19 protein-coding genes are annotated in these 21,108 nt (G+C 68.9%); 6 read left to right on the forward strand and 13 right to left on the reverse strand.

Features of this window, described 5'->3' with window-relative positions; translation table 11 throughout:
* Nucleotides 1-31: 31 nt before the first annotated feature.
* The 5 genes from coaBC (at nucleotide 32) to MAE01_RS04640 (ending at nucleotide 7,242) form a co-directional block, all read left to right on the forward strand.
* Nucleotides 32-1,249: a bifunctional phosphopantothenoylcysteine decarboxylase/phosphopantothenate--cysteine ligase CoaBC gene (gene coaBC, locus MAE01_RS04620; protein ID WP_147038372.1), complete on the forward strand. Its 1,218-nt coding sequence runs from the start codon at nucleotides 32-34 to the stop codon at nucleotides 1,247-1,249.
* Between the two features lie 21 nt (nucleotides 1,250-1,270).
* A complete protein-coding gene (locus MAE01_RS04625) occupies nucleotides 1,271-3,412 on the forward strand; it encodes an ATP-dependent Clp protease ATP-binding subunit (protein ID WP_147038373.1) in 2,142 nt (713 codons plus the stop codon).
* Between the two features lie 316 nt (nucleotides 3,413-3,728).
* A complete protein-coding gene (locus MAE01_RS04630) occupies nucleotides 3,729-5,336 on the forward strand; it encodes a Re/Si-specific NAD(P)(+) transhydrogenase subunit alpha (protein WP_147038374.1) in 1,608 nt (535 codons plus the stop codon).
* Complete coding sequence (gene pntB / locus MAE01_RS04635) at nucleotides 5,333-6,745, forward strand: Re/Si-specific NAD(P)(+) transhydrogenase subunit beta (protein ID WP_147038375.1); 1,413 nt, start codon at nucleotides 5,333-5,335, stop codon at nucleotides 6,743-6,745. Before MAE01_RS04630 ends, pntB begins: the two co-directional genes overlap by 4 nt.
* 29 nt (nucleotides 6,746-6,774) lie before the next feature.
* Nucleotides 6,775-7,242, forward strand: coding sequence for a hypothetical protein (locus MAE01_RS04640; protein ID WP_147038376.1), 468 nt, complete (start codon nucleotides 6,775-6,777; stop codon nucleotides 7,240-7,242).
* Between the two features lie 3 nt (nucleotides 7,243-7,245).
* On the opposite strand, the gene MAE01_RS04645 is transcribed toward MAE01_RS04640, so the two are convergent.
* From MAE01_RS04645 to MAE01_RS04690, 10 genes are all read right to left on the reverse strand, one after another.
* Nucleotides 7,246-8,016: an enoyl-CoA hydratase/isomerase family protein gene (locus MAE01_RS04645; RefSeq protein WP_147038377.1), complete on the reverse strand. Its 771-nt coding sequence runs from the start codon at nucleotides 8,014-8,016 to the stop codon at nucleotides 7,246-7,248.
* A 23-nt stretch (nucleotides 8,017-8,039) separates the two neighbouring features.
* Entirely contained in the window at nucleotides 8,040-9,164 is a 1,125-nt protein-coding gene (gene paaE / locus MAE01_RS04650; RefSeq protein ID WP_147038378.1) for a 1,2-phenylacetyl-CoA epoxidase subunit PaaE, read from the reverse strand.
* Nucleotides 9,161-9,685, reverse strand: a complete 525-nt coding sequence (gene paaD / locus MAE01_RS04655) for a 1,2-phenylacetyl-CoA epoxidase subunit PaaD (RefSeq protein WP_147038379.1) — start codon at nucleotides 9,683-9,685, stop codon at nucleotides 9,161-9,163. Before paaD ends, paaE begins: the two co-directional genes overlap by 4 nt.
* The gene (gene paaC / locus MAE01_RS04660) at nucleotides 9,679-10,551 is read right to left on the reverse strand and encodes a 1,2-phenylacetyl-CoA epoxidase subunit PaaC (protein WP_147038380.1); all 873 of its coding nucleotides are present in this window, start codon (nucleotides 10,549-10,551) and stop codon (nucleotides 9,679-9,681) included. Before paaC ends, paaD begins: the two co-directional genes overlap by 7 nt.
* Nucleotides 10,552-10,688: 137 nt before the next feature.
* A complete protein-coding gene (gene paaB / locus MAE01_RS04665; RefSeq protein WP_147038381.1) occupies nucleotides 10,689-10,976 on the reverse strand; it encodes a 1,2-phenylacetyl-CoA epoxidase subunit PaaB in 288 nt (95 codons plus the stop codon).
* Nucleotides 10,973-11,947: a 1,2-phenylacetyl-CoA epoxidase subunit PaaA gene (gene paaA, locus MAE01_RS04670; protein ID WP_147038382.1), complete on the reverse strand. Its 975-nt coding sequence runs from the start codon at nucleotides 11,945-11,947 to the stop codon at nucleotides 10,973-10,975. Before paaA ends, paaB begins: the two co-directional genes overlap by 4 nt.
* Nucleotides 11,948-12,025: 78 nt before the next feature.
* On the reverse strand, nucleotides 12,026-13,495 hold the full coding sequence (locus MAE01_RS04675; protein WP_147038383.1) for an HNH endonuclease signature motif containing protein: 1,470 nt from the start codon (nucleotides 13,493-13,495) through the stop codon (nucleotides 12,026-12,028).
* 138 nt (nucleotides 13,496-13,633) lie between these two features.
* Nucleotides 13,634-15,676 (reverse strand): phenylacetic acid degradation bifunctional protein PaaZ, encoded by a 2,043-nt coding sequence (gene paaZ, locus MAE01_RS04680; protein ID WP_147038384.1) that lies wholly within the window; start codon nucleotides 15,674-15,676, stop codon nucleotides 13,634-13,636.
* Nucleotides 15,661-16,500: a 3-hydroxyacyl-CoA dehydrogenase family protein gene (locus tag MAE01_RS04685; protein WP_267901841.1), complete on the reverse strand. Its 840-nt coding sequence runs from the start codon at nucleotides 16,498-16,500 to the stop codon at nucleotides 15,661-15,663. The genes paaZ and MAE01_RS04685 overlap by 16 nt, the downstream gene beginning before the upstream one ends.
* A complete protein-coding gene (locus tag MAE01_RS04690) occupies nucleotides 16,497-17,234 on the reverse strand; it encodes an enoyl-CoA hydratase/isomerase family protein (RefSeq protein ID WP_147038385.1) in 738 nt (245 codons plus the stop codon). The genes MAE01_RS04685 and MAE01_RS04690 overlap by 4 nt, the downstream gene beginning before the upstream one ends.
* Nucleotides 17,235-17,363: 129 nt before the next feature.
* Between MAE01_RS04690 and MAE01_RS04695 the strand changes: the two genes are divergently transcribed.
* On the forward strand, nucleotides 17,364-17,963 hold the full coding sequence (locus MAE01_RS04695; RefSeq protein WP_147038386.1) for a TetR/AcrR family transcriptional regulator: 600 nt from the start codon (nucleotides 17,364-17,366) through the stop codon (nucleotides 17,961-17,963).
* A gap of 263 nt (nucleotides 17,964-18,226) precedes the next feature.
* Here the strand turns inward: MAE01_RS04695 and MAE01_RS04700 are convergent, their stop codons facing one another.
* From MAE01_RS04700 to MAE01_RS04710, 3 genes are all read right to left on the reverse strand, one after another.
* Entirely contained in the window at nucleotides 18,227-18,814 is a 588-nt protein-coding gene (locus MAE01_RS04700) for a nitroreductase family protein (protein WP_147038387.1), read from the reverse strand.
* Nucleotides 18,815-18,906: 92 nt separating this feature from the next.
* Nucleotides 18,907-20,553 carry a dipeptide ABC transporter ATP-binding protein gene (locus tag MAE01_RS04705; protein WP_147038388.1) on the reverse strand — a complete coding sequence of 549 codons (1,647 nt, stop codon included), beginning with the start codon at nucleotides 20,551-20,553 and terminating at the stop codon, nucleotides 18,907-18,909.
* 2 nt (nucleotides 20,554-20,555) lie between these two features.
* Nucleotides 20,556-21,101, reverse strand: coding sequence for a GbsR/MarR family transcriptional regulator (locus MAE01_RS04710; protein ID WP_147038389.1), 546 nt, complete (start codon nucleotides 21,099-21,101; stop codon nucleotides 20,556-20,558).
* Nucleotides 21,102-21,108 lie beyond the last annotated feature (7 nt).

Genomic DNA, 21,108 nt, shown 5'->3' on the forward strand with positions numbered 1-21,108 from the left:
GCGGCATCCACCCGTCGGGCAGAATCGAGGCATGAACATCGTCGTCGGAGTCACGGGCGGCATCGCCGCGTACAAGACGGTGCAGCTGGTGCGGCTGCTGATCAAGGCGGGTCACGAGGTGACGGTGATCCCCACCGAGGACGCCCTGCGGTTCGTGGGTCTGCCCACCTGGGAGGCGATCAGTCGCAACACCGTCACGACGAGTGTCCATGACGACGTCGCGAAGGTGCGCCACGTCGCGCTCGGCCAGGCGGCCGATCTCGTGATCGTCGCCCCCGCCACCGCCAACACCATCGCGAAGATGACCGCGGGCCTCGCCGACGACCTGCTCGGCACCACGCTGCTCGCCACGACTGCTCCGGTGGCGATCGCCCCCGCGATGCACACCGAGATGTGGCGGCATCCGTCGACGCAGGCGAACATCCAGACGCTCCGTGAACGCGGCGTTCACATTCTCGGTCCTGCCGAGGGCGAGTTGACCGGCGGCGACTCGGGGCCAGGGAGGATGCGGGAACCGGAAGATCTCTTCGCGGACGCCCTCGCCCTCCTCGCCCCGCAGGACCTCGCCGGCACGCGCGTCGCGATCTCCGCCGGCGGCACACGCGAGCCGATCGACCCGGTGCGCTTCCTCGGCAACCGCTCCAGCGGGCGGCAGGGCGTCGCGCTCGCTGCCGAGGCCGCGGCCCGCGGTGCGCGTGTCACCCTCGTCGCGGCGAACATCTCCGCCGACGTGCTCGCCGCGGCGCAGCATCCGCTCATCGAGGTCCGCACGGTCGGCACGGCCGCCGAGCTCGGCGAGGCGATGCAGGATGCCGCGGCATCCGCCGGCATCGTCATCATGGCGGCCGCGGTGGCCGACTACCGCCCGGCATCCGCCTCTGACCAGAAGCTGACAAAGGAGGAGTCCGTTCTCGACCGGATCGATCTGGTCGAGAACGAAGACATCGTCGCGGGGCTCGCCGCCTCCCGCCCCGACGGCCAGGTGATCGTCGCGTTCGCCGCCGAGACACTGACCGACGCCGATGCGCGGCGCGAGCGCGCCCGCCGCAAACGCGAGCGCAAGGGCGTAGACCTGCTCGCGGTGAACCTGGCCAACGCGGAGCACGGTTTCGAGTCCGCCGACAACGCGATCGAGGTCATCGGCGAGGGCGGTGCGGTCGTGGCATCCGGCGAGGGATCCAAGCGCGAGGTCTCTCGCGCGATCTGGGATGCAGTGCTAAACTTGAGTCAACATCACTCAAGTTTGTAAGGAGTCCCCAAGGAGGAACCAATGACCACGCCCGCACAAGAGGAACAGCAGTCCGCCCTCGAGCAGTTCGGCATCAACCTGACCGACCGCGCCCGCCAGGGCAAGCTCGACCCGGTGATCGGCCGCGACAGTGAGATCCGTCGCGTCAGCCAGGTGCTCACCCGCCGCACGAAGAACAACCCGGTGCTCATCGGCGAACCCGGTGTCGGTAAGACCGCTGTCGTCGAAGGACTGGCGCAGCGGATCGTGGCCGGCGACGTCGCCGAGTCGCTGAAGGACAAGGAACTCATCACCCTCGACATCTCCGCGCTGGTCGCCGGTGCGATGTACCGCGGGCAGTTCGAGGAGCGCCTGAAGCAGGTCCTCAAGGAAATCACCGAATCCGACGGGCAGGTCATCACCTTCATCGACGAGCTGCACACGCTGATGGGCGCGGGCGGCGGCGAGGGGTCGGTGGCGGCATCCAACATGCTCAAGCCCATGCTGGCGCGCGGCGAGCTGCGCCTGATCGGCGCCACGACGCTCAACGAGTACCGCGAGTTCATCGAGAAGGATGCCGCGCTCGAGCGGCGCTTCCAGCAGGTCTACGTCGGCGAACCGACGGTCGAGGACACCATCGCGATCCTGCGCGGGCTGAAAGAGCGCTACGAGGCGCACCACAAGGTCGCGATCTCCGACAGCGCTCTGGTCGCCGCGGCGTCTCTGTCGAACCGGTACATCCCGTCGCGTCAGCTGCCCGACAAGGCGATCGACCTGATCGACGAGGCGGCATCCCGACTGCGCATGGAGATCGACTCGGCCCCGGTCGAGATCGACGAGCTGCGGCGCCACGTCGACCGGCTGAAGCTCGAAGAGCTCGCGCTGAAGAAGGAGAAGGACGACGCCTCCAAGGAGCGCCTCGCCACGCTGCGCGAAGACCTCGCTGCCGAGCAGGAGCGACTGAAGGATCTGCAGGCGCGCTGGGAGCAGGAGCGGGCATCGCTCAACAAGGTCGGCGACCTCAAGACCCGGCTGGATGCTGCGCGCATCGAGGCCGACCGCGCCCAGCGCGAGGGCAACCTCGAGAAGGCGTCGCGGCTGCTGTACGCCGAGATCCCGGCGCTCGAACGCGAGGTCGTCGAGGCGGAGCGGTCCGAGGGGGCCGATGATGGCCAGGGCCGCATGGTCAACGAGCAGGTGACGGAAGAGGACATCGCCGGCGTGATCGCCGCGTGGACCGGCATCCCGGTGGGGCGCCTGCTGCAGGGCGAGACCGAGAAGCTGCTGCACCTCGAGAACGAGCTGGGCAAGCGACTGATCGGCCAGAAGGATGCGGTGCAGGCGGTGTCGGATGCCGTGCGCCGCTCCCGTGCTGGGATCAGCGACCCCGGCCGTCCGACCGGATCGTTCCTCTTCCTCGGCCCGACCGGTGTCGGAAAGACCGAACTCGCGAAGGCGCTCGCCGAGTTCCTGTTCGACGACGAGCACGCCATGGTGCGCATCGACATGTCCGAGTACGGCGAGAAGCACTCCGTGTCGCGGCTCGTCGGTGCCCCTCCGGGATACGTCGGATACGAGCAGGGCGGACAGCTCACCGAGGCCGTCCGGCGACGCCCGTACAGCGTCGTGCTGCTCGACGAGGTCGAGAAGGCGCATCCCGAGGTCTTCGACGTGCTGCTGCAAGTCATGGATGACGGGCGTCTCACCGACGGGCAGGGCCGCACGGTCGACTTCTCGAACGTGATCCTGATCCTCACGTCGAACCTGGGATCGCCGGTCCTCATCGATCCGATGATGTCGCTCGACGAGAAGCGCGAGAACGTGATGGCGCTGGTGCGCCAGGCGTTCAAGCCGGAGTTCGTGAACCGCCTCGACGACATCGTCATCTTCCAGGCGCTCACGGAGGACGACCTCGCGCAGATCGTCGAGCTGACGATCGACCACCTGCAGTCGCGGCTGCGGGAGCGCCGGCTCACGCTCGCTGTCACGCCGGATGCGCGGTCGTGGCTCGCCGAGCGCGGATACGACCCGGTGTACGGGGCGCGCCCTCTGCGCCGGCTCATCACGAACCAGGTGCAGAACAAGCTCGCCACAGCACTGCTGTCCGGCGGCGTGCGCGACGGCGACACGGTCCGCGTGGACGTGTCGGCGGACGGCACAGGGCTGGTGATCACAGCCGCCTGACGGCCTCGGGGTCGGTGTGTGTCTCAGTAGTGGCGGGTGCGCAGGGCGTGAAGCCACCCGTTCTGAGACATCGCCCGGAGCCGTGTCTCAGAAGGTGCGGGTGCTGGGGCTCCTGACCCGCACCTTCTGTGACACGGAGCCCCGCGCACGTCTGCGCCGCACCGCTCAGGAGTTGGCGAAACGTCAAGAACGCGCCTTCTTTCGGTCAGATCGAACGAAATATCCCCTTGCGCTTCGGTCCGCCGTCGATAGAGTCTCGTCTCATGTGTGTCGACGGCGGACCGTTCCGTCTGTCGACGGGAAGACGGGAGCTGGGATGACGCAGATCGGCATCGTGCGTGAACAGGCCGGGGAGACGCGGGTCGCCGCTACGCCGCAGACCGTGGGCGCGCTGCGCAAGATCGGCTACGACATCGTGGTCGAAGCGGGAGCGGGCGTGGCATCCGCCTACCCGGACGATGCGTACGCGACCGCCGGCGCCGCGATCGTCAGCGCGGACGACGCCTGGGCGTCGCCGATCCTGCTGAAGGTGAACGCCCCGACGGATGCCGAGATCGCCAGGATCGCGGACGGCGCGACGCTCATCGCACAGCTGAGTCCGAACCTGCGCCCGGAGCTGAGGCAGGCGCTCGCGACCCGCGGGATCACCGCTCTCGCGCTGGACGCCGTGCCGCGCATCTCGCGCGCGCAGTCGATGGACGTGCTCAGCTCCATGTCGAACATCTCCGGCTACCGAGCGGTCGTCGAAGCGGCGAACGAGTTCGGCCGGTTCTTCACCGGACAGGTGACCGCGGCAGGCAAGGTCCCGCCGGCCAAGGTGCTCGTCGCGGGTGCCGGTGTCGCCGGTCTCGCGGCGATCGGCGCGGCATCCAGCCTCGGTGCGATCGTCCGCGCCACCGACCCTCGTCCCGAGGTCGCCGATCAGGTGAAGTCCATCGGCGGGGAGTACCTCGAGGTGATCGTGCCCGAGGAGCAGAAGGAGGTCTCCAGCGACGGCTACGCCAAGGCCACCAGCGAGGCATACGACCGCCGCGCCGCCGAGCTGTACTCGGAACAGGCCGCCGACGTCGACATCATCATCACCACCGCACTCATCCCCGGCCGCGCCGCCCCGCGCCTCATCACTGCCGCTGACGTCGCGAGCATGAAGCCCGGCAGCGTCATCGTCGACATGGCGGCAGTGCAGGGCGGAAACGTCGAGGGCTCGGTCGCCGGCGAACGCGTCGTCACAGAGAACGGCGTCATCATCCTCGGGTACACGGATCTCGCCGGGCGCCTGCCCACCCAGGCCTCGCAGCTGTACGGCACGAACCTCGTCAACCTGCTCAAGCTGCTCACGCCCGAGAAAGACGGCCGGCTCGTCCTCGACTTCGACGACGTCGTGCAGCGGACGGTCACGGTCGTGCGCGACGGCGAGGAGACCTGGCCGCCACCGCCGGTGCAGGTGTCGGCGGCGCCAGCACGGCCGGTCGCTGACCCTTCGACAGGCTCAGGGGGCGAAGCGTCCGGCCCGTCGAGCAAGAAGAAGGGGCTTTCCGCCGGAGCGAAGGTCGGGCTGATCGCGGCGGGCATCGCTGCGCTGTTCCTCGTGAACGCTGTCGCGCCGGCCCCGCTGCCGCAGCACTTCACGGTGCTGATGCTGTCGGTCGTGGTCGGCTTCTACGTCATCGGCAAGGTCTCGCACGCCCTGCACACGCCGCTCATGAGCGTGACCAACGCCATCTCGGGCATCATCATCGTCGGCGCGATCGTGCAGATCACCACGCCGAATGCGGTGGTGCAGATCCTGTCCGCGATCGCTGTGCTCGTGGCATCCATCAACATCTTCGGAGGCTTCGCGGTCACCCGCCGGATGCTGAAGATGTTCTCCAAGGGCGCGCCCGCCGCCACGAAGTCCGTCTCTGAGAAGGGGGCCGGCCGTTGAGCGCCGTCGAACTCTCCGCATCCGTCGCGGGTGCCGCATACATCGTCGCCGCGCTGCTTTTCATCATGAGCCTGGCAGGGCTCAGCCGTCACGAGTCCTCGCGGGCCGGGGTCACCTACGGCATGGTCGGTATGGCGATCGCCCTGGTCGCCACCATCTGGGTCACCTTCCAGGGTGCATGGGGCCAGCCGCAGGCTGTCGTCGGGCTCGTGCTGCTGCTCGTCGCGATGCTGGTGGGAGCTGTCATCGGACTGTGGCGCGCCCGCAGTGTCGAGATGACCGGCATGCCCGAGCTCATCGCCCTGCTGCACAGCTTCGTCGGTCTCGCCGCCGTGCTGGTCGGCTGGAACGGGCACCTGCACAGCCCGGGGCTCACCGGTGCGCTCGCCGACATCCACCACGCCGAGGTGTTCATCGGCATCTTCATCGGTGGCGTGACCTTCACCGGATCCATCGTCGCGTTCCTGAAGCTCTCGGGGCGGATCTCGTCGAAGCCGCTCATGCTGCCTGGCAAGAACGTCCTCAACCTCGGTGCGATCGTCGTGTTCATCGCGCTCACGGTCTGGTACGTCGTGACGCCGTCGCTGGTGCTGCTGATCGTCGTGACCGCCCTCTCGCTCGCGCTCGGCTGGCACCTGGTCGCGTCGATCGGCGGCGGCGACATGCCCGTGGTCGTCTCGATGCTCAACAGCTACTCCGGATGGGCGGCCGCTGCGGCCGGCTTCCTTTTGAACAACGACCTGCTGATCGTGACCGGTGCGCTGGTCGGATCGTCCGGTGCGTACCTGTCGTACATCATGTGCAAGGCGATGAACCGCTCGTTCATCTCGGTGATCGCGGGCGGCTTCGGCATCGCCGCGCCGGCGAAGGACGACGTCGACCACGGCGAGCACCGCGAGGTGGATGCCGAGTCCGTCGCCGACATGCTCGCGAACGCCTCGACCGTGGTGATCACGCCCGGCTACGGCATGGCCGTCGCGCAGGCGCAGTACCCGGTCGCCGAGCTGACGCAGAAGCTGCGCGACCGCGGCGTGGATGTGCGCTTCGGCATCCACCCTGTCGCCGGGCGCCTGCCAGGACACATGAACGTGCTGCTCGCCGAGGCCAAAGTGCCGTACGACATCGTGCTCGAGATGGACGAGATCAACGACGACCTGGCATCCACCGCCGTCGTCCTCGTGATCGGCGCGAACGACACCGTGAACCCGGCCGCCGCCGAGGATCCGTCGAGCCCCATCGCCGGGATGCCGGTGCTGCGCGTCTGGGAGGCCGAGAACGTGATCGTGTTCAAGCGCTCGATGGCCTCCGGGTACGCCGGCGTGCAGAATCCGCTGTTCTTCCGCGAGAACGCGCAGATGCTGTTCGGCGATGCCAAGGAGCGGGTGGACGACATCCTGCGCGCGCTCTGAGCAGGCGTCGACTCCGCTAGCCTCGGGCCATGAGGCTTTCGGGACGATTCGTTCGTGTGTTCCAGTGGATCGCTCCGGTGCTGCTGCCGGCGCTCGTCGTGTTCGGCCGCGGAATCCTCGGGGCACCGATGGGCTGGATGACACTGATCGCCCTGTTCGCCAGCCCGGTCGTGATCATCGCGATGTACTTCGCGCCGATCATCGTGCTGTTCGATCGAGATGCGAAGGCGGCCCGCAGCACCCGCCTCTTCTACGACATCGCCAGCTGGGTGACCTGGGGTGCGCTTCTCGTGATGATGTTCACGCTCGAGGATGGCGGGGACGCGCCGCCGTTCGGGTCGGTCATCTCGACCTGGGGCTGGACGAGCAGCGAGGTGTCGTCGGGCATCTTCGTCGTCGCGCTGATCGTCGCGTTCCTGGGCTGGGTGGGGACCATCACGACCGCGATCATCGGTGTCGTCCTGTCGCGCAGCGCCCATTACGCGCCGCGCGGATGACCCTTACTTCCCGGTGAAGTCGGGGCGGCGCTTCTGCTGGAACGCGGCGAACCCCTCCCGGTAGTCGGCCGTGTCGCGCAGCGACGCCTGATTGGCGTTCTCAGTAGCGACGGCATCCCACAGGGCGAGACGCTCGTCGCGCAGCCGGGCGACGAGGCGCTTGCTCGCGAGGAACGCCTGCGTCGCGCCGGCGGCGGCGCGGGATGCCGCGTCCTCTGTCGCCCGGCGCACGTCGTCCGCCGGCAGCACCTGTGAGAACAGACCGGATGCCACGGCCTCTGTGCCGCTCATGAGCCGGCCGGTGTAGATGAGGTCGAGGGTCTTGTGGGCGCCCAGGCGCTCGTAGAACAGCGCGTGCCCGCCTGAGTCGAGCGTCGCACCCAGCGCTGCGAACGGAGACCCGATCTTCGCGGACTCCGCGACGTACACGACATCGGTGGCGATGAGCAGGCCGAGTCCCACGCCGAGGCAGGCGCCGTGCGCGGCGGCGAAGGTCGGCGCGGGGAACGCGGACATCTTCTGCAGCAGCGGGGTGACGAGCCCGTCGAGGTAGCCGGTGACGTCGTCGGTCGCGGGGTCCACCCCGGCGATGTCGCGGCCGGCGCAGAATCCTGGTCCCTCTCCGCGCAGCACGAGGGCGCGCACGCCCGCGGCTTCGGCGTCGTCGTATGCGGCGCTGAGATCGGCAAGGGCCTGCACGTCGAGCGCGTTGCGCTTGTCCGGCGCGTTCAGCACCACGTGGGCGACGTCGTCGACGATGGTCAGGTCGATCATTGCGGCTCCGCTCTGTTGCGAGATCAGGCGTCGTAGTCGACGACGACTCTCTCGGTCGTCGGGTGGGACTGACAGGTCAGCACGTAGCCGCGCTCGAGTTCATCCGGCTCGAGCGCGAAGTTCTGCGTCATCCGTACCTCGCCCTCGATGAGGCGGGCGCGGCAGGTTCCGCACACCCCTCCGGCACACGCGAACGGCACGTCGCCGCGGACGCGGAGCGCGGCATCCAGAATCGCTTCGTTCGCGGGTACCGGCGACTCGACCGTCGATGAGAGTCCGTCCAGCGTGAACTCGATCGTGCGGATCGCGTCGCCCTTGTCGATGACGACGGGGCGTCCGCGGTCGACGCGCGGCCCGTCGGCGTCGCTCGTGAACAGCTCGAAGCGGATGCTGTCGGCGGGCACCCCGCGCGCCTCGAGCATCTCGCGGCAGAGAGCTACGAGGTCGAACGGGCCGCACAGGAACCATTCGGTGATGGTCTCCGGCGGGACCAGTCCGTCGAGGATCGCTCCGAGCTTGTCGGCATCGATGCGGCCGGAGAGCAGGGGAGCGGTGCGCTGCTCGCGGGAGAGCACGTGGTGCAGCGCGAGGCGAGACGGGTAGCGGTCCTTCAGGTCGGCGAGGTCGTCGAGGAACATGACGTCCTGCGTGGCGCGGTTCGTGTAGACGAGGCTGAACTGCGCGGTCGGCGAGGATGCCAGCACGTGCGCGGCGAGCGCCATCATCGGCGTCACGCCCGAACCGGCGGCGATCCCGGCGATGTGCGCATGGTCGAGGTCGGGGAGGTTTGTGGTGAATCTGCCTTCGGGGCTCATCACCTCGATGCGGTCGCCGGGCTTCAGGTTCTCGTGCGCCCAGACGGAGAACAGCCCGCCGAGGTCGCGCTTGATGCCGACGCTGATGCTGCCGTTCCCCGAGCCCGTCGGAGGGGTCGGCGGCCGGCAGATCGAGTAGCTGCGGCGCACCTCGTGCCCGTCGACGTGCGCGCGCAGGGCGACGTACTGGCCCGGTAGGTAGCGGTAGTCATCCGCGAGCTCCGGTGGCACGGCGAACGTGACCTCGATGCTCTCGGCGGTGAGCGGGCGGACGTCTGCGACTTCGAGTTCGTGGAAGCGTCCGCGGCGGCGGGTGGGCGTGGTCGCGCTCATAGGACTTTGAAGTGGTCGAAGGGCTCGAGGCATTCGCGGCACTCGTACAGTGCCTTGCAGGAGGTGGAGCCGAAGCGGGCGACCTCGCGGGTGTCGAGCGATCCGCAGCGCGGGCATTTCACGGCCAGCCGGACTTTCACTGGTCCCTGCCCCAGCGCCGCGCGGCCGGTCGGGGGAGCGATGCCGAACTCGGTGAGCTTGCGCTTTCCGGCATCCGTCATCCAGTCGGTCGTCCAGGCCGGGGAAAGAGCCGTGCGCACGTCGACGTCGCCGAATCCGGCGGCCGTGAGGGCGAGGATGACGTCGTCGCGCATCGTCTCGAGGGCGGGGCATCCGCTGTAGGTCGGGGTGAGGGTGACAGTGACGCGCTCGCCGTCGAGTTCTTCATCGACTGTGACGTCGCGGAGCACGCCGAGGTCCTCGATCGTGAGGACGGGGACTTCGGGGTCGGTCACGGTCGCGGCAATGCGCCACGCCTCTTGCTCACGGGTCGTTCCCTGAGCCGGTCGAAGGGTCACCATGTCGCCCCCAGGTGCTGCCTGGCGAGGACCTGCATCTCGGCGACGATGCGCGAGAGAGCGGGGAAGTGGATGCCGCGACGCCCACCGCCCGAGGACGGCTGGCCGTCTGGGCGTTGCAAGTCCGCTTCGGCGAAGACGGCGTCGATCACTGCGTCGAACCCGTCGCGCAGAGTGGAGGGGCGCACCGCGATGCCGTCGAGCTCGTCGATCAGCGGCTCGTCGCGGAACAGCTCGTCGACATACGGCCAGATGTCCGTGACGGCACGGATCATGCGACGACGCGATTCGTCGGTGCCGCCGGCGAGCCGCAGCGTCCACTGCACGGCGTGGTCGCGGTGGTAGTCGACCTCCTTGAGCGACTTCTCGGCGATCGCCGCGAGGGTCGGGTCGCCGGACTGGCGCAGCGCGGAGTACAGCTCGAAAAGATAGGCGGATGCCGCGAGCTGCCGCGCGATCGTCTGCGCGAAGTCGCCGTTCGGCTGCTCGAAGAGCCAAGCGCTGCGGAACTCCGGCTCGTCGCGGAAGTAGGCGAGGTCGTCCTCAGAACGCCCGTCGGCGGTGCCGGCGTAGCGGAGCAGCGAGCGGGCGTGGCCGAGCAGGTCGAGGGCGATGTTGGCGAGGGCGACATCCTCTTCGAGCTCGGGAGCGCGGGCGATCCAGGCTCCGAGCTGCTGCGACAGGATCAGTGCGTCGTCGCCGAGCCAGAGCGCGTACTCCGCGGCGGCGGAAGAAGCGACCGCGTCGTCGCGGCCGGAGAGCTCGGCGCTGAGCTCGAGCTCGTCGACCGTGACGGCCCCGTGTGTGGAGGAACGTTTCGACTCGCCTGCGGCTCGCTCAACGCGTTTCGTCTCGCTGCGCTCGCTCAACGACCCGCGGGGGGCTTCAGTTGCGGGTCGTTGAGCGGAGGCGGCGGAGCCGCCGGAGACGAAACGGGGTGAGCGAGCGGAGCGAGTCGAAGCCGCCCCTCCGCCGGAGGGAACCGATGCCGGCTCAGCAGAAGCGCTCACAGGTGTGGCACCCCCTCAGAGGCGGTGTAGTAGACGGCGTGGCGGTAGTTCTTGCCCGCGGGGCTCTCGAAGAACGATCCCTTCGCGTCGGGGTCGCTCGCGGTGATGGCATCCGACGGCACGACCCAGATCGAAGTGCCCTCGCCGCGCCGCGTGTACAGATCGCGGGCGTTGCGCACGGCGAGTTCTGCATCGGGAGCGTGCAGCGAGCCGGCGTGCACGTGGCTCATGCCGCGGTTCGCGCGGACGAACACCTCCCACAGCGGCCACGTCTCCTCGCTCACGCCGCGACCTCCTCTGCCCGTGCCGCCTGCTTGCGCGCGTACTCCGCCGCAGCCTCGCGCACCCACGCGCCCTCTTCATGCGCTTCGCGTCGTGCGCGCACCCGCTCGGCGTTCATCGGGCCGCGGCCCGCGAGCACCTCGAAGAACTCGGTCCAGTCGATCTCGCCGCCGACGTACTCGCCGCGCTCCTCGTCGAAGTGCAGTTCAGGATCCGGCAGGCTGATGCCGAGCACCTCGGCCTGCGGCACCAGCATCCCGATGAAGCGCTGGCGCAGCTCATCGTTCGAGAAGCGCTTGATGTTCCAGGCCATCGACTGCGCGGAGTTCGGGGAGTCGCCGTCGGGAGGCCCGAACATCATCAGGCTCGGCCAGTACCAGCGGTTCACGGCATCCTGCGCCATCTCGCGCTGCGCATCGGTGCCCTGCATCAGAGTGAGGAGGATCTCGAAACCCTGCCGCTGGTGGAACGACTCCTCCTTGCACACGCGCACCATCGCGCGGCCGTACGGACCGTACGATGCCCGGCACAGCGGCACCTGGTTGCAGATCGCGGCGCCGTCGACGAGCCAGCCGATCGCGCCCATGTCGGCCCAGGTCGGGGTGGGGTAGTTGAAGATCGACGAGTACCTGGCCCTGCCGGTGATGAGCTGGTCGGTCATCTCGTCGCGTGTGATGCCGAGGGTCTGCGCCGCGGAGTAGAGGTACAGCCCGTGGCCGGCCTCATCCTGCACCTTCGCCATCAGGATCGCCTTGCGCTTGAGGCTCGGAGCGCGGGTGATCCAGTTGCCCTCGGGCTGCATGCCGATGATCTCCGAGTGAGCATGCTGGCTGATCTGCCGGATGAGCGTCCTGCGGTAGGCATCCGGCATCCAGTCGCGCGGCTCGATGCGCGAGTCCGCGGCGATGATCTCGTCGAACCGGCGCTGCTCGGGAGTGAGCTCTTCGTCGACGGTGGCCTCGGGGGTGGTCATCACGACTCCTTCGTCGTCATCACGCGTCATTACTGACCGTACGTTCAGTAATTCTCGCACACGCGCGCTCGTCGCGCATCACCCCGTGCGGATTCCGGCACCACCAGTGCGTACTCGAGGGCGAGGCGATCCGGCCGGGTGCCAGCGCTGTTCGTGGTCCCACCATCGCGGCCCGCGTACCTCCGGGACGCCTCGGTTCATCCGGATGCGCCACTCGGAAAGGTGGAGGTTGCGGTGATGCCACCAGCACAGGAGCACGCCGTTGTCGGTGTGGGTGGGGCCGCCGTCGGCGTATTCGACGACGTGGTGGATCTCGCACCAGGATGCCGGCACGCATCCCGGGATGACGCACCCGCCGTCGCGGAGGGTGATGGCTCGCCGTTGGAGGGCGTTGAAGATCCGTGCTGATGTGCCGAGCGCGGCGATGCGGCCGTTCTCGTCGAACAGCACCCGCTGGATGCCGCCCGCGCACCCGGTCTGCGCCGCGATTCGCGAGGGAATCCGGTCACCGGTGTTCAGTACCGTCGCCCATCCGCTGCCGGTGGCGTAGTCTTCGGCCGTCACCGTCACGACGAGCGTGGGTGCGGCACCGCCGATGTCAGGGAACTCGCCTGCGCGTGCGGCAGCGTTCACGATCATCGCGAACGCGTCGTGCATCTTCTGCGCGCGGGTGCGGTCATCGGCCGGAGTCGCGTGCGGTTCTCCGTTGGGAGCGACCGCCTCGTCGTTGCTCTCGGTGAAGTGCACGCCGCCGGTCGGGTCGTCCGGCCCGTCGACGCGGGGGTTGAGGATGCTGTCCTGCAGCAATTGCAGTTGCCCTGCCACCTCGGGCAGGATGTCTCCGCGGATCGGGACGCGGCCGTCGCGCTCGCGCCCGATGCTGAAGCTGCGGGCCCGCGCGCCGGCGCGGTCGGACGGTTCTGCGCCGTCGGGATCGAGGTACGCGACGAGAACTCGAGACAGGAGTCTCAGGTCCTCGGGTGCGGGCAGCGGTCCGGTGCCGACGGTCCTGCCCTCGTCGTCACGGATGATTCCACGGGCGAGGTCGGCGAGTTGGCGGTCGGCCTCTAGCCGTTCGTCGTCGAGGATCCGGTCGCGGGATTGCTCCAGCGGTTCGATCGCGGCGAGGAGGCCCGCGGTGCCGATCGCCCCCGAGACCATCGCCGCGCGCAGTGCCGGGTAGCGGGCCGGCACGAACTCGCCGCTCGACATCCCGCGGGTCCGGCTCATCAGCCGCGCGGTCTTCACGACCCGGTTCGCGTCACGCGTCTCCGTGCGGGTCAGCGCCCTTACGAGGTCGACCGGGCGGGACCACCCGTACTTCTCGGTGATCTTGTCGTCTCGCATCGGCGCCGAACGTTCCAGCACCTGCACCGACGCCTCGACCTGCAGCGCCTCGATCCGTTTCTGGATGCGACCACTCGCCTCCAGAAGCGCGGAGATCTCGGCATCCGGCAGATCCGGAATCTGCTCCCCATCGAACGCACCGCGGCTCGCCACTGCGAGAGACCTGTCCAGGTCTTCGAGGTGAGCGACGATGCTGTTCATACCTCCATTCAACAGGGGGCCACCGACATTCCGGATCCACAATCCGTCCGATCAGACGACTTTTCCAGGAGGATTCTGCTCGCGCTGCAGAAACTGGCAAGCGCTACAGTTTTCGACGCCGAAGACCGTGAAAAGCCACTACTCCTTGGCGACGAGCGTCAGCACGTCGTATGTCGCGACGGTGGCGTCATCCTGATTGCGGATCACGGCATCCCAGCGCACCTCGCCGTACTCGTCGGTCTCGCGGGGCGTGATCTGCTTGGCCGTCAACTCGACGCGGATGCTGTCGCCGGGCGACACCGGAGTCACGAAGCGCAGGTCCTCCAGCCCGTAGTTCGCCAGCACGGGACCCGGATCCGGGTCGACGAACAGCCCCGCAGCCCACGACACGAGCAGGTAGCCGTGCGCGACGCGTCCGGGGAAGAACGGATTGGCAGCCGCCGCCTCCTCGTCCATGTGCGCGTAGAACGTGTCGCCCGTGAAGTGCGCGAACGTCTCGATGTCGTCGAGCGTGACCTCACGTGATGCCGAGGCGATCCGGTCGCCGATCCGCAGCTGCGCCAGCGGCTTCCGGAACGGATGTACCCCGTCCTCGCGCGCGGCAGAACCCGCATGCCACACGCCGGTGATCGCCGTGAGCATCTCCGGCGACCCCTGCACCGCCGTCCGCTGCATGTGATGCAGCACGGCGCGGATGCCGCCGAGTTCCTCGCCCCCGCCGGCCCGCCCCGGCCCGCCGTGCACGAGGCCCGGCATGGGAGATCCATGCCCGGTGGACGAGCGCGCATCGTCGCGATCGAGGAACAGCACGCGGCCGTTCCACGCCGCGACCCCCGCCATGATCTGCGCGGCGAACGCCGCGTCATGCGTGGCGACGCTTGTCACCAGCGATCCGCCGCCCCTGGCGACGATGTCGGATGCCTCTGACACGGTGTCGTACGTGAGCAACGACGACACCGGGCCGAAAGCCTCCACCGTGTGGACGGCCTCGGCGTGCGCATCGTCGAAGCGCAGCATCACCGGTGCCACGAAGGCGCCGTCGGGCTCAGTCGTCTCGGTGCTCCCGATGACGACCCGCCCTCCGCCGTCGACGAGGGTCCGCACCTGCCGCAGCACCTCCTCGCGCTGCTCGCGCGACACGAGCGGTCCCATCGTCACGCCCTCGTCGCGAGGGTCTCCGACGACGACCTTCTCTTCGATGCGCGCGCGGACCGCGTCGATCACCGCATCCGCCTGCGCCGTCGGCACGACCGCACGCCGGATCGCGGTGCACTTCTGCCCGGCCTTGCTCGTCATCTCGACGACGAGCTGACGGACGTAGGCATCGAATTCCGGTGTGCCATGGACCGCATCCGGGCCGAGTACCGAGGCATTGATCGAGTCGGTCTCGGCGGTGAAGCGCACCCCGGACGGCGTTCGCTCGCGCAGCGAGGCGGCAGTCGACGCGCTGCCGGTGAACCCGACGACGTCGCCGCGCCGCAGTTCCTCGAAGAGCGTCGGCACGCTGCCGCTCACGAGCTGCAGCGACCCCTCGGGCAGCAGGCCGGAGTCGACGAGGATCCGTACCATCGCCTCGGTGACGTAGCCGGTGGGAGTGGCGGGCTTGATCAGCGACGGCACCCCGGCGAGGAAGGCGGGCGCGAACTTCTCCAGCGGACCCCACACCGGGAAGTTGAACGCGTTGATCTGCACGGCGACGCCGGGCAGCCGGGTGTACACGTGGCGCCCGAGGAAGCTGCCGTCCTTCGACAGCGATTCGACAGGGCCGTCGACGTACACCTGCGCGTTCGGCAGCTCGCGTCGCCCCTTGCCTGAGTACGCGAAAAGCACGCCGATACCGCCGTCGATGTCGACCCAGGAGTCTGCCTTCGTTGCACCGGTGCGCGCGGACAGCGCGTAGAGCTCGTCCTTGCGCTCGGTCAGCGCCAGCGCGAACTGCTTGAGCAGCAGCGCACGCTGATGGAAGGTCAGCTTCCCGAGTGACGCCTGCCCGGCCGTACGGGCGTACTCGAGCGCACCGGCGAGGTCGAGCCCCTCGCTGCTCACGCGGGTGATCTCCTCGCCGGTCGACGCATCCCGGATCACGGTGGCGTCACCCCCAGGCGCGGGCGTCCACCACTCGCCCCGGAGATAGCTCGGCAGGATGTCGGTCGCGGTCGCAGGGTTCACGGTGTCTCCCATTTGTAGAATCCTTCGCCGCTCTTGCGGCCGAGTCTGCCCTCCGCCACGAGCTGACGCAGCAGCGCAGGCGGTGCGAAGTTCTCGCCGAGCGTCGCGTAGAGTTCCTCGGCGATGCCCAGCCGCACGTCGAGCCCGACGATGTCGGTGGTGCGCAGCGGCCCCATTGGATGCCGGTACCCGAGCTCCATCGCGCGGTCGATGTCTTCGGCGGAGGCGACCCCGGCATCCAGCATCCGGATCGCCTCCAGCGCGAGCGCGAGCCCCAGACGGCTCGACGCGAAGCCGGGGGAGTCGCGCACGACGATCGGCGTCTTACCGATCATCTCGACCCAGCCCCGTGCCCGCTCGACCCCGTCGGCACCGGTCGCCGAGCCGACGACGATCTCGACGAGCGCCGACGCGGGGACCGGATTGAAGAAGTGCAGGCCGAGAAAGCGGTCGGGCCGGCGGAGAGAGGCGGCGAGGTCGGTGATCGAGATCGAGGAGGTGTTGCTCGCGATCACGGCATTCGGTGCAGCACGCTCGATGCGCGAGAGCGCAGCGGCCTTCATCGCACGATCCTCCGGCACCGCCTCGATCACGAGCTTGCACTCCGCGAACGCCGCCGGATCCTCGCCCACTCGCAGCGCGTCCGCGAGTTCATCCGCACTCCGGCCGGTCGTGCCGCGCTCGATCGAACGCGCGATGCTCTCGCGGATGCGGTGCGCCGCGGCATCCATCGTCTTCTCATCGCGCTCGACGACCGCGACATCGCAGCCGGCCAGCAGGAACGCGTGCGCGATGCCCGCGCCCATCCGGCCGCCGCCGAGAACTCCGACCTTCACCGGCGCCCCTTCCGCTCGAGGAACTCGGTCATGCGCCGCATCTTCTCCGGACTCTCGAACAGCTCCGCCTGCAGGTCGCCGTCGATGGCCGGGTGCGCGTCGCGCGGAGCACGCAGGGCGGTCTTGGTATGCCGGATGGCGAGGGGATCGGCCGCCGCAATCCGGTCGGCGATGGCATGCGCCGCCGGCAGCAGCTCATCGGGCGCATGGATGCCGGACACCAGACCGGCGGCCAGCGCCTCGTCGGCCGTCAGCATTCGTCCGGTGAGCAGCATCTCGGTCGCCAGGCCGTCGCCGACGATCTCGCGAAGGCGCCAGCTCGCGCCCGCCGCCGCCAAGATGCCAAGGTTCGGTTCGGGATTGCCGATCTTCAGGCGAGGGGTCCCGATGCGGATGTCGGCGGCGTAGGCGAGCTCCGCTCCGCCCCCGAGCGCATAACCGTCGAGCGCGGCGATCACCGGCATCGGCAGCGCGGCGATGCGGATGAACGCCATCGCGTTGATGCCGCGGTGGGCGTCATCGGCGCGGCGGGCCCTGAGCTGGGTGATGTCGGCGCCGGCCGCGAAGTCGTCGCCGCCCGTCAGGATGAGGATGCGCGGCATCGCCTCGAGCTCGGCGCAGAGGGAATGCAAGGCATCGATCGTCTCGCGGTCGATCGCGTTGCGCTTGTCCGGTCGGTTCAGCTGCGCGGTCACGCGGTCAGGACTTCGGTCGATGAGGAGCGGCTCGTTCATCTGCCCTCCTGACCATATCGTCGGATTGCCGTATTTTCTGACCGTTCGTTCAGTAATCGATTATGGCAAGGATGCCGCGCCCCGGCAATCTCGAATGCCGAGCACGCCGCGCGTGCCAGACTGGACAGCGTGTCAGACGTCGACCAGACACCCGCACGCCGAGGACGCCCCGGCTACGACCGGGACCAGATCCTCGAGATCGCCGTGCAGGTGTTCATCGAACAGGGATACGACGCGACCTCCGTGGCGTCGCTCGCGATGCGCCTCGGCCTGTCGAAGTCCGCGCTGTACCACCACTTCGCCTCGAAGGAAGAGGTGCTCGAGGTCGCTCTCGAGGAGGCACTGGGCGGGCTCGAAGGGGTGCTGGAGGATGCCGGCGAGGGCTCTGCCCGCGACCGGCTCGAGCGCGCGCTGCACGGGGCGGTGCTGGTGCTCGTCGACAAGCTCCCCTATGTCACGCTGCTGCTGCGCGTGCGCGGCAACAGCGACGTGGAACGGGCCGCGCTCGATCGTCGCCGAGCCTTCGATCGACAGGTGACCGCGCTGGTGCGGGCTGCGCAGACCGAAGGATCCGTGCGTTCGGATGTCGATCCCTCGGTCGCCACGCGACTGCTGTTCGGCATGGTCAACTCGATCGTCGAGTGGTACCGGCCGAGCGGGTCCGAAGGAGCGCAGGAGCTCGCGCGCGACGTGCTGGCCGTCGCGCTGCACGGCCTGGCGGAGTCCTGACGTCGGAGGAGGCTTCGACTCGCCTTCGGCTCGCTCACCCCGTTTCGTCTCGCTCCGCTCGCTCAACGCCCCGCAGAAGGGGCGCCCCTGAACCATGGGCTGGTGCCGCGCGGGCCGCTGAGCGGAGGCCCGCTGCGCAGGACAGCTGCTGCGGGTCGTTGAGCGGAGGCGGCGAAGCCGCCGCAGACAAAACGCACTGAGCGAGCGCAGCGAGTCGAAGTGTCACGACGCGCTGCGAGGCCCCAGCGAGTCGAAGCCTGGACTCAGGCCGAGGCGATGATCGTCTCGTCCAGCGGCCGCCGCAGGCGCGGAGCGGTCTCGCGCTCCTGAAGCTTCTCCGACAGGGCCGATGCGTCACCGAGCTCGCCGAGGGCGATCACCGAGACGGGCGTGAAGCGCTCGTCGACGCCGGGCAGCGCACGCAGCGCCTCGCGGTCGACGCCACCCATCTGATGCGTGAACAGTCCGTCCGCGTGCGCCTGAACCGACAGGTGCGCCACGGCCTGGCCGAGGTCGTACTGCGCCCACGGGCGGGGGTTGCCGTCGGCATCCGTCTCCTCGGCGAACGCCGCGACCAGTACCTGCGCGTTCCCGGCCCACTCGCGGTTGAAGCCCACCAGCGCGCCATCGATCGTCGCGTGCAGGTCCGTCCCGCGCCGCGCGACGATGAATCGCCACGGCTGGGTGTTGCTCGCCGACGGCGCCCACCGCGCGGCCTCGAGTGCGGCCGTGAGCTTGGCCTCGTCAATCGGGCTGGTCGGATCGAACGCCCGAGGGCTCCAGCGCTCGGCGAGGACGTCGAGAAGCGGAACGGAGGTCTCAGCGGTGCGTTCGAGGACGGGAGTGCTCATGGTGCCTTTCGGGGTCGAATCCGGTTCGGACCCCGTCGTCCATCGTCCATTCAGGCTAATGCAACCGGCTGGGCGGCGGTCCCAGTGCGTAATCAGGCCATCGCGAGACGCGCGGCGCGGCGCTCCTTCTGCAGGTCGGGGTCCGGCACCGGCGCCGCCGCGAGCAGTCGCCTGGTGTACTCGTCGGACGGATGCTGCAGCACCCGCTCGCGCGGCCCCGACTCGACCACGCACCCGCGGCGCAGCACGGTCACGCTGTCGCACAGCTCGTCAACGACCGCGAGGTCGTGGCTGACGAACACGCACGCGAACTTCAGCCGCTCCTGCAGTTCGCGGAAGACATCCAGGACCTGCGCCTGCACAGAGACATCCAGAGCGCTGGTCGGCTCGTCGGCGATCAGCAGAGCAGGATCGAGCGCCACACCGCGTGCGATCGCGACCCGTTGCTTCTGGCCGCCGGAGAGTTCATGCGGGTAGCGCCCGGCACGATCGAGCAGCCCGACAGAGTCCAGCAGCGCGTCAACGCGGTCGCGGAGTTCGCTGCCCCGCAGCCCGCGGATGGCGTGGAGCGGCTCCGTCACGCTCTGCCGCACGGTGTATCGCGGGTTCAACGACAGTGCGGGATTCTGGAACACGACGCCGATCCTCCGCCGGGTCTCGCGACGGACCGCCCGGGAGGCGGAGAGCATGTCGATGCCGTCCACCCGGATCGAGCCACCGGTGACCGGCGCGGCGCCGATGATCGCACGCCCGATCGTCGATTTGCCGCTGCCGGATTCGCCGACCAGCCCCAGGATCTCACCCCGGCGCACCTGGAGGCTCACGCCTTCGACGGCACGGTAGAGCCCGCGGATGCGGCCGCCGTAGGTGACCTCGAGATCTGCGACGTCGAGCACGAGCGGCGCATCGGCGCCGCCACCCACCGCAGAAGCGACCCGCGAGCCGATCCGCGGCACGGCACTGAGCAGCTGCTTCGTGTACGGCGCAGTCGGCTTCAGCAATACCCCGCGCACGGAGCCCTGTTCGACGAGCTCCCCATCGCGCATGACCACCACACGGTCGGCGAGCTCGGCGACGACACCCATGTCGTGCGTGATGAGCAGCACGGCGCGCCCCTCGCTGCGCCCGATGCGGGCGAGCACGTCGAGAACCTCGGCCTGCACCGTGACGTCGAGTGCGGTGGTCGGCTCATCGGCGATCAGAAGTCGCGGGTCCGACGCCAGCGCCATCGCGATGCCGATGCGCTGGCACTGCCCGCCGGAGAGCTCATGCGGGTACTGCTTCATACGCCGGGCGGGCTCGGGCAGGTCGACGAGCTCGAGCAGCTCGATCGCCCGCCGCCGCGCGGCGCGGGTGCTCAGCGTGCGGTCATGTGCGCGCACGGCCTCGATCACCTGGAAGCCGATGGTGAAGACCGGATTGAGCGACGCCACCGGATCCTGCGAGATCATGGCGATCTCGGCACCGCGCAGGCGTCGCATCTCGCTCGCCCCCAGACCCAGGAGCTCGCGGCCCTGCAGAGTGATCGACCCCGTGGCGCGGGCATTCTCGGGCAGCAGCCCGATCACCGACAGCGCCGTCACCGACTTGCCCGATCCGGACTCGCCGACAACCGCGAGGACCTCGCCCTGTGCGATGTCGAGATCCAGGCCGTGGACGACCTCGATCGGATCGCGCCTGCCGAATCGCACCCGCAGATCGCGGATGCCGAGCACGGAGTCGTCGGTCGGTGCGCTCATCGTCAGCCCTTGTCTGCGCCCTCATCGCGGGCGCGCTTGTGCTCCTGCCAGTCGGCGAGCATCTTGTGGTGGTACTCCTGGATCCACTCCAGGTAGTCGCGTCCGTTGCGCAGCCGGATCTCGGCATCCGTCTCGCCCGGGTTCAACCAGCGCAGCGCACTGTCGATCGACCGGATGTGACGGTCGAAGTAGCGGCGCTCGTTCGCGAGGAACCCGCCCCAGGGGTCCTCCTCGGCCTTGAAGTAGTGGCTGCGATCGCCGGGCACGGAGTGACGCCGGATGTAGTTCGTGTCGATCAGACGCCGCGTCGCCATCGAAACCGCACCCGTGCTGGCGTTCAGCGCCTCGGCGAGATCGGCCGATGAGATGTAGGGCTTGTCCATGATCATCAGGTAGCCGAGCACCCTGCCGTCCATGCGGGACGTGCCCGTCATCTCCCAGATCAGGCTGATCTCCTCGGCGAACTCGCGCCGGTACTGCTCGCGCTCGTCGATCTCTTCGGTGGTGTCATCCGCCATATCGGATCCCTTCTCCTGCACCCTCAGCATCCCATCC

It is taken from the genome of Microbacterium aerolatum (assembly GCF_007988825.1).
Lineage (GTDB): Bacteria > Actinomycetota > Actinomycetes > Actinomycetales > Microbacteriaceae > Microbacterium > Microbacterium aerolatum.

What these genes read in the sequence shown, in the direction of transcription:
- coaBC (WP_147038372.1), top strand. Translation starts at nt 32, where the DNA reads ATGAACATCGTCGTCGGAGTCACGGGCGGCATCGCCGCGTACAAGACG.
- MAE01_RS04625 (WP_147038373.1), top strand. Translation starts at nt 1,271, where the DNA reads ATGACCACGCCCGCACAAGAGGAACAGCAGTCCGCCCTCGAGCAGTTC.
- MAE01_RS04630 (WP_147038374.1), top strand. Translation starts at nt 3,729, where the DNA reads ATGACGCAGATCGGCATCGTGCGTGAACAGGCCGGGGAGACGCGGGTC.
- MAE01_RS04640 (WP_147038376.1), top strand. Translation starts at nt 6,775, where the DNA reads ATGAGGCTTTCGGGACGATTCGTTCGTGTGTTCCAGTGGATCGCTCCG.
- MAE01_RS04645 (WP_147038377.1), bottom strand. Translation starts at nt 8,016, where the DNA reads ATGATCGACCTGACCATCGTCGACGACGTCGCCCACGTGGTGCTGAAC.
- paaE (WP_147038378.1), bottom strand. Translation starts at nt 9,164, where the DNA reads ATGAGCGCGACCACGCCCACCCGCCGCCGCGGACGCTTCCACGAACTC.
- paaD (WP_147038379.1), bottom strand. Translation starts at nt 9,685, where the DNA reads ATGGTGACCCTTCGACCGGCTCAGGGAACGACCCGTGAGCAAGAGGCG.
- paaA (WP_147038382.1), bottom strand. Translation starts at nt 11,947, where the DNA reads ATGACCACCCCCGAGGCCACCGTCGACGAAGAGCTCACTCCCGAGCAG.
- MAE01_RS04675 (WP_147038383.1), bottom strand. Translation starts at nt 13,495, where the DNA reads ATGAACAGCATCGTCGCTCACCTCGAAGACCTGGACAGGTCTCTCGCA.
- paaZ (WP_147038384.1), bottom strand. Translation starts at nt 15,676, where the DNA reads ATGGGAGACACCGTGAACCCTGCGACCGCGACCGACATCCTGCCGAGC.
- MAE01_RS04690 (WP_147038385.1), bottom strand. Translation starts at nt 17,234, where the DNA reads ATGAACGAGCCGCTCCTCATCGACCGAAGTCCTGACCGCGTGACCGCG.
- MAE01_RS04700 (WP_147038387.1), bottom strand. Translation starts at nt 18,814, where the DNA reads ATGAGCACTCCCGTCCTCGAACGCACCGCTGAGACCTCCGTTCCGCTT.
- MAE01_RS04705 (WP_147038388.1), bottom strand. Translation starts at nt 20,553, where the DNA reads ATGAGCGCACCGACCGACGACTCCGTGCTCGGCATCCGCGATCTGCGG.
- MAE01_RS04710 (WP_147038389.1), bottom strand. Translation starts at nt 21,101, where the DNA reads ATGCTGAGGGTGCAGGAGAAGGGATCCGATATGGCGGATGACACCACC.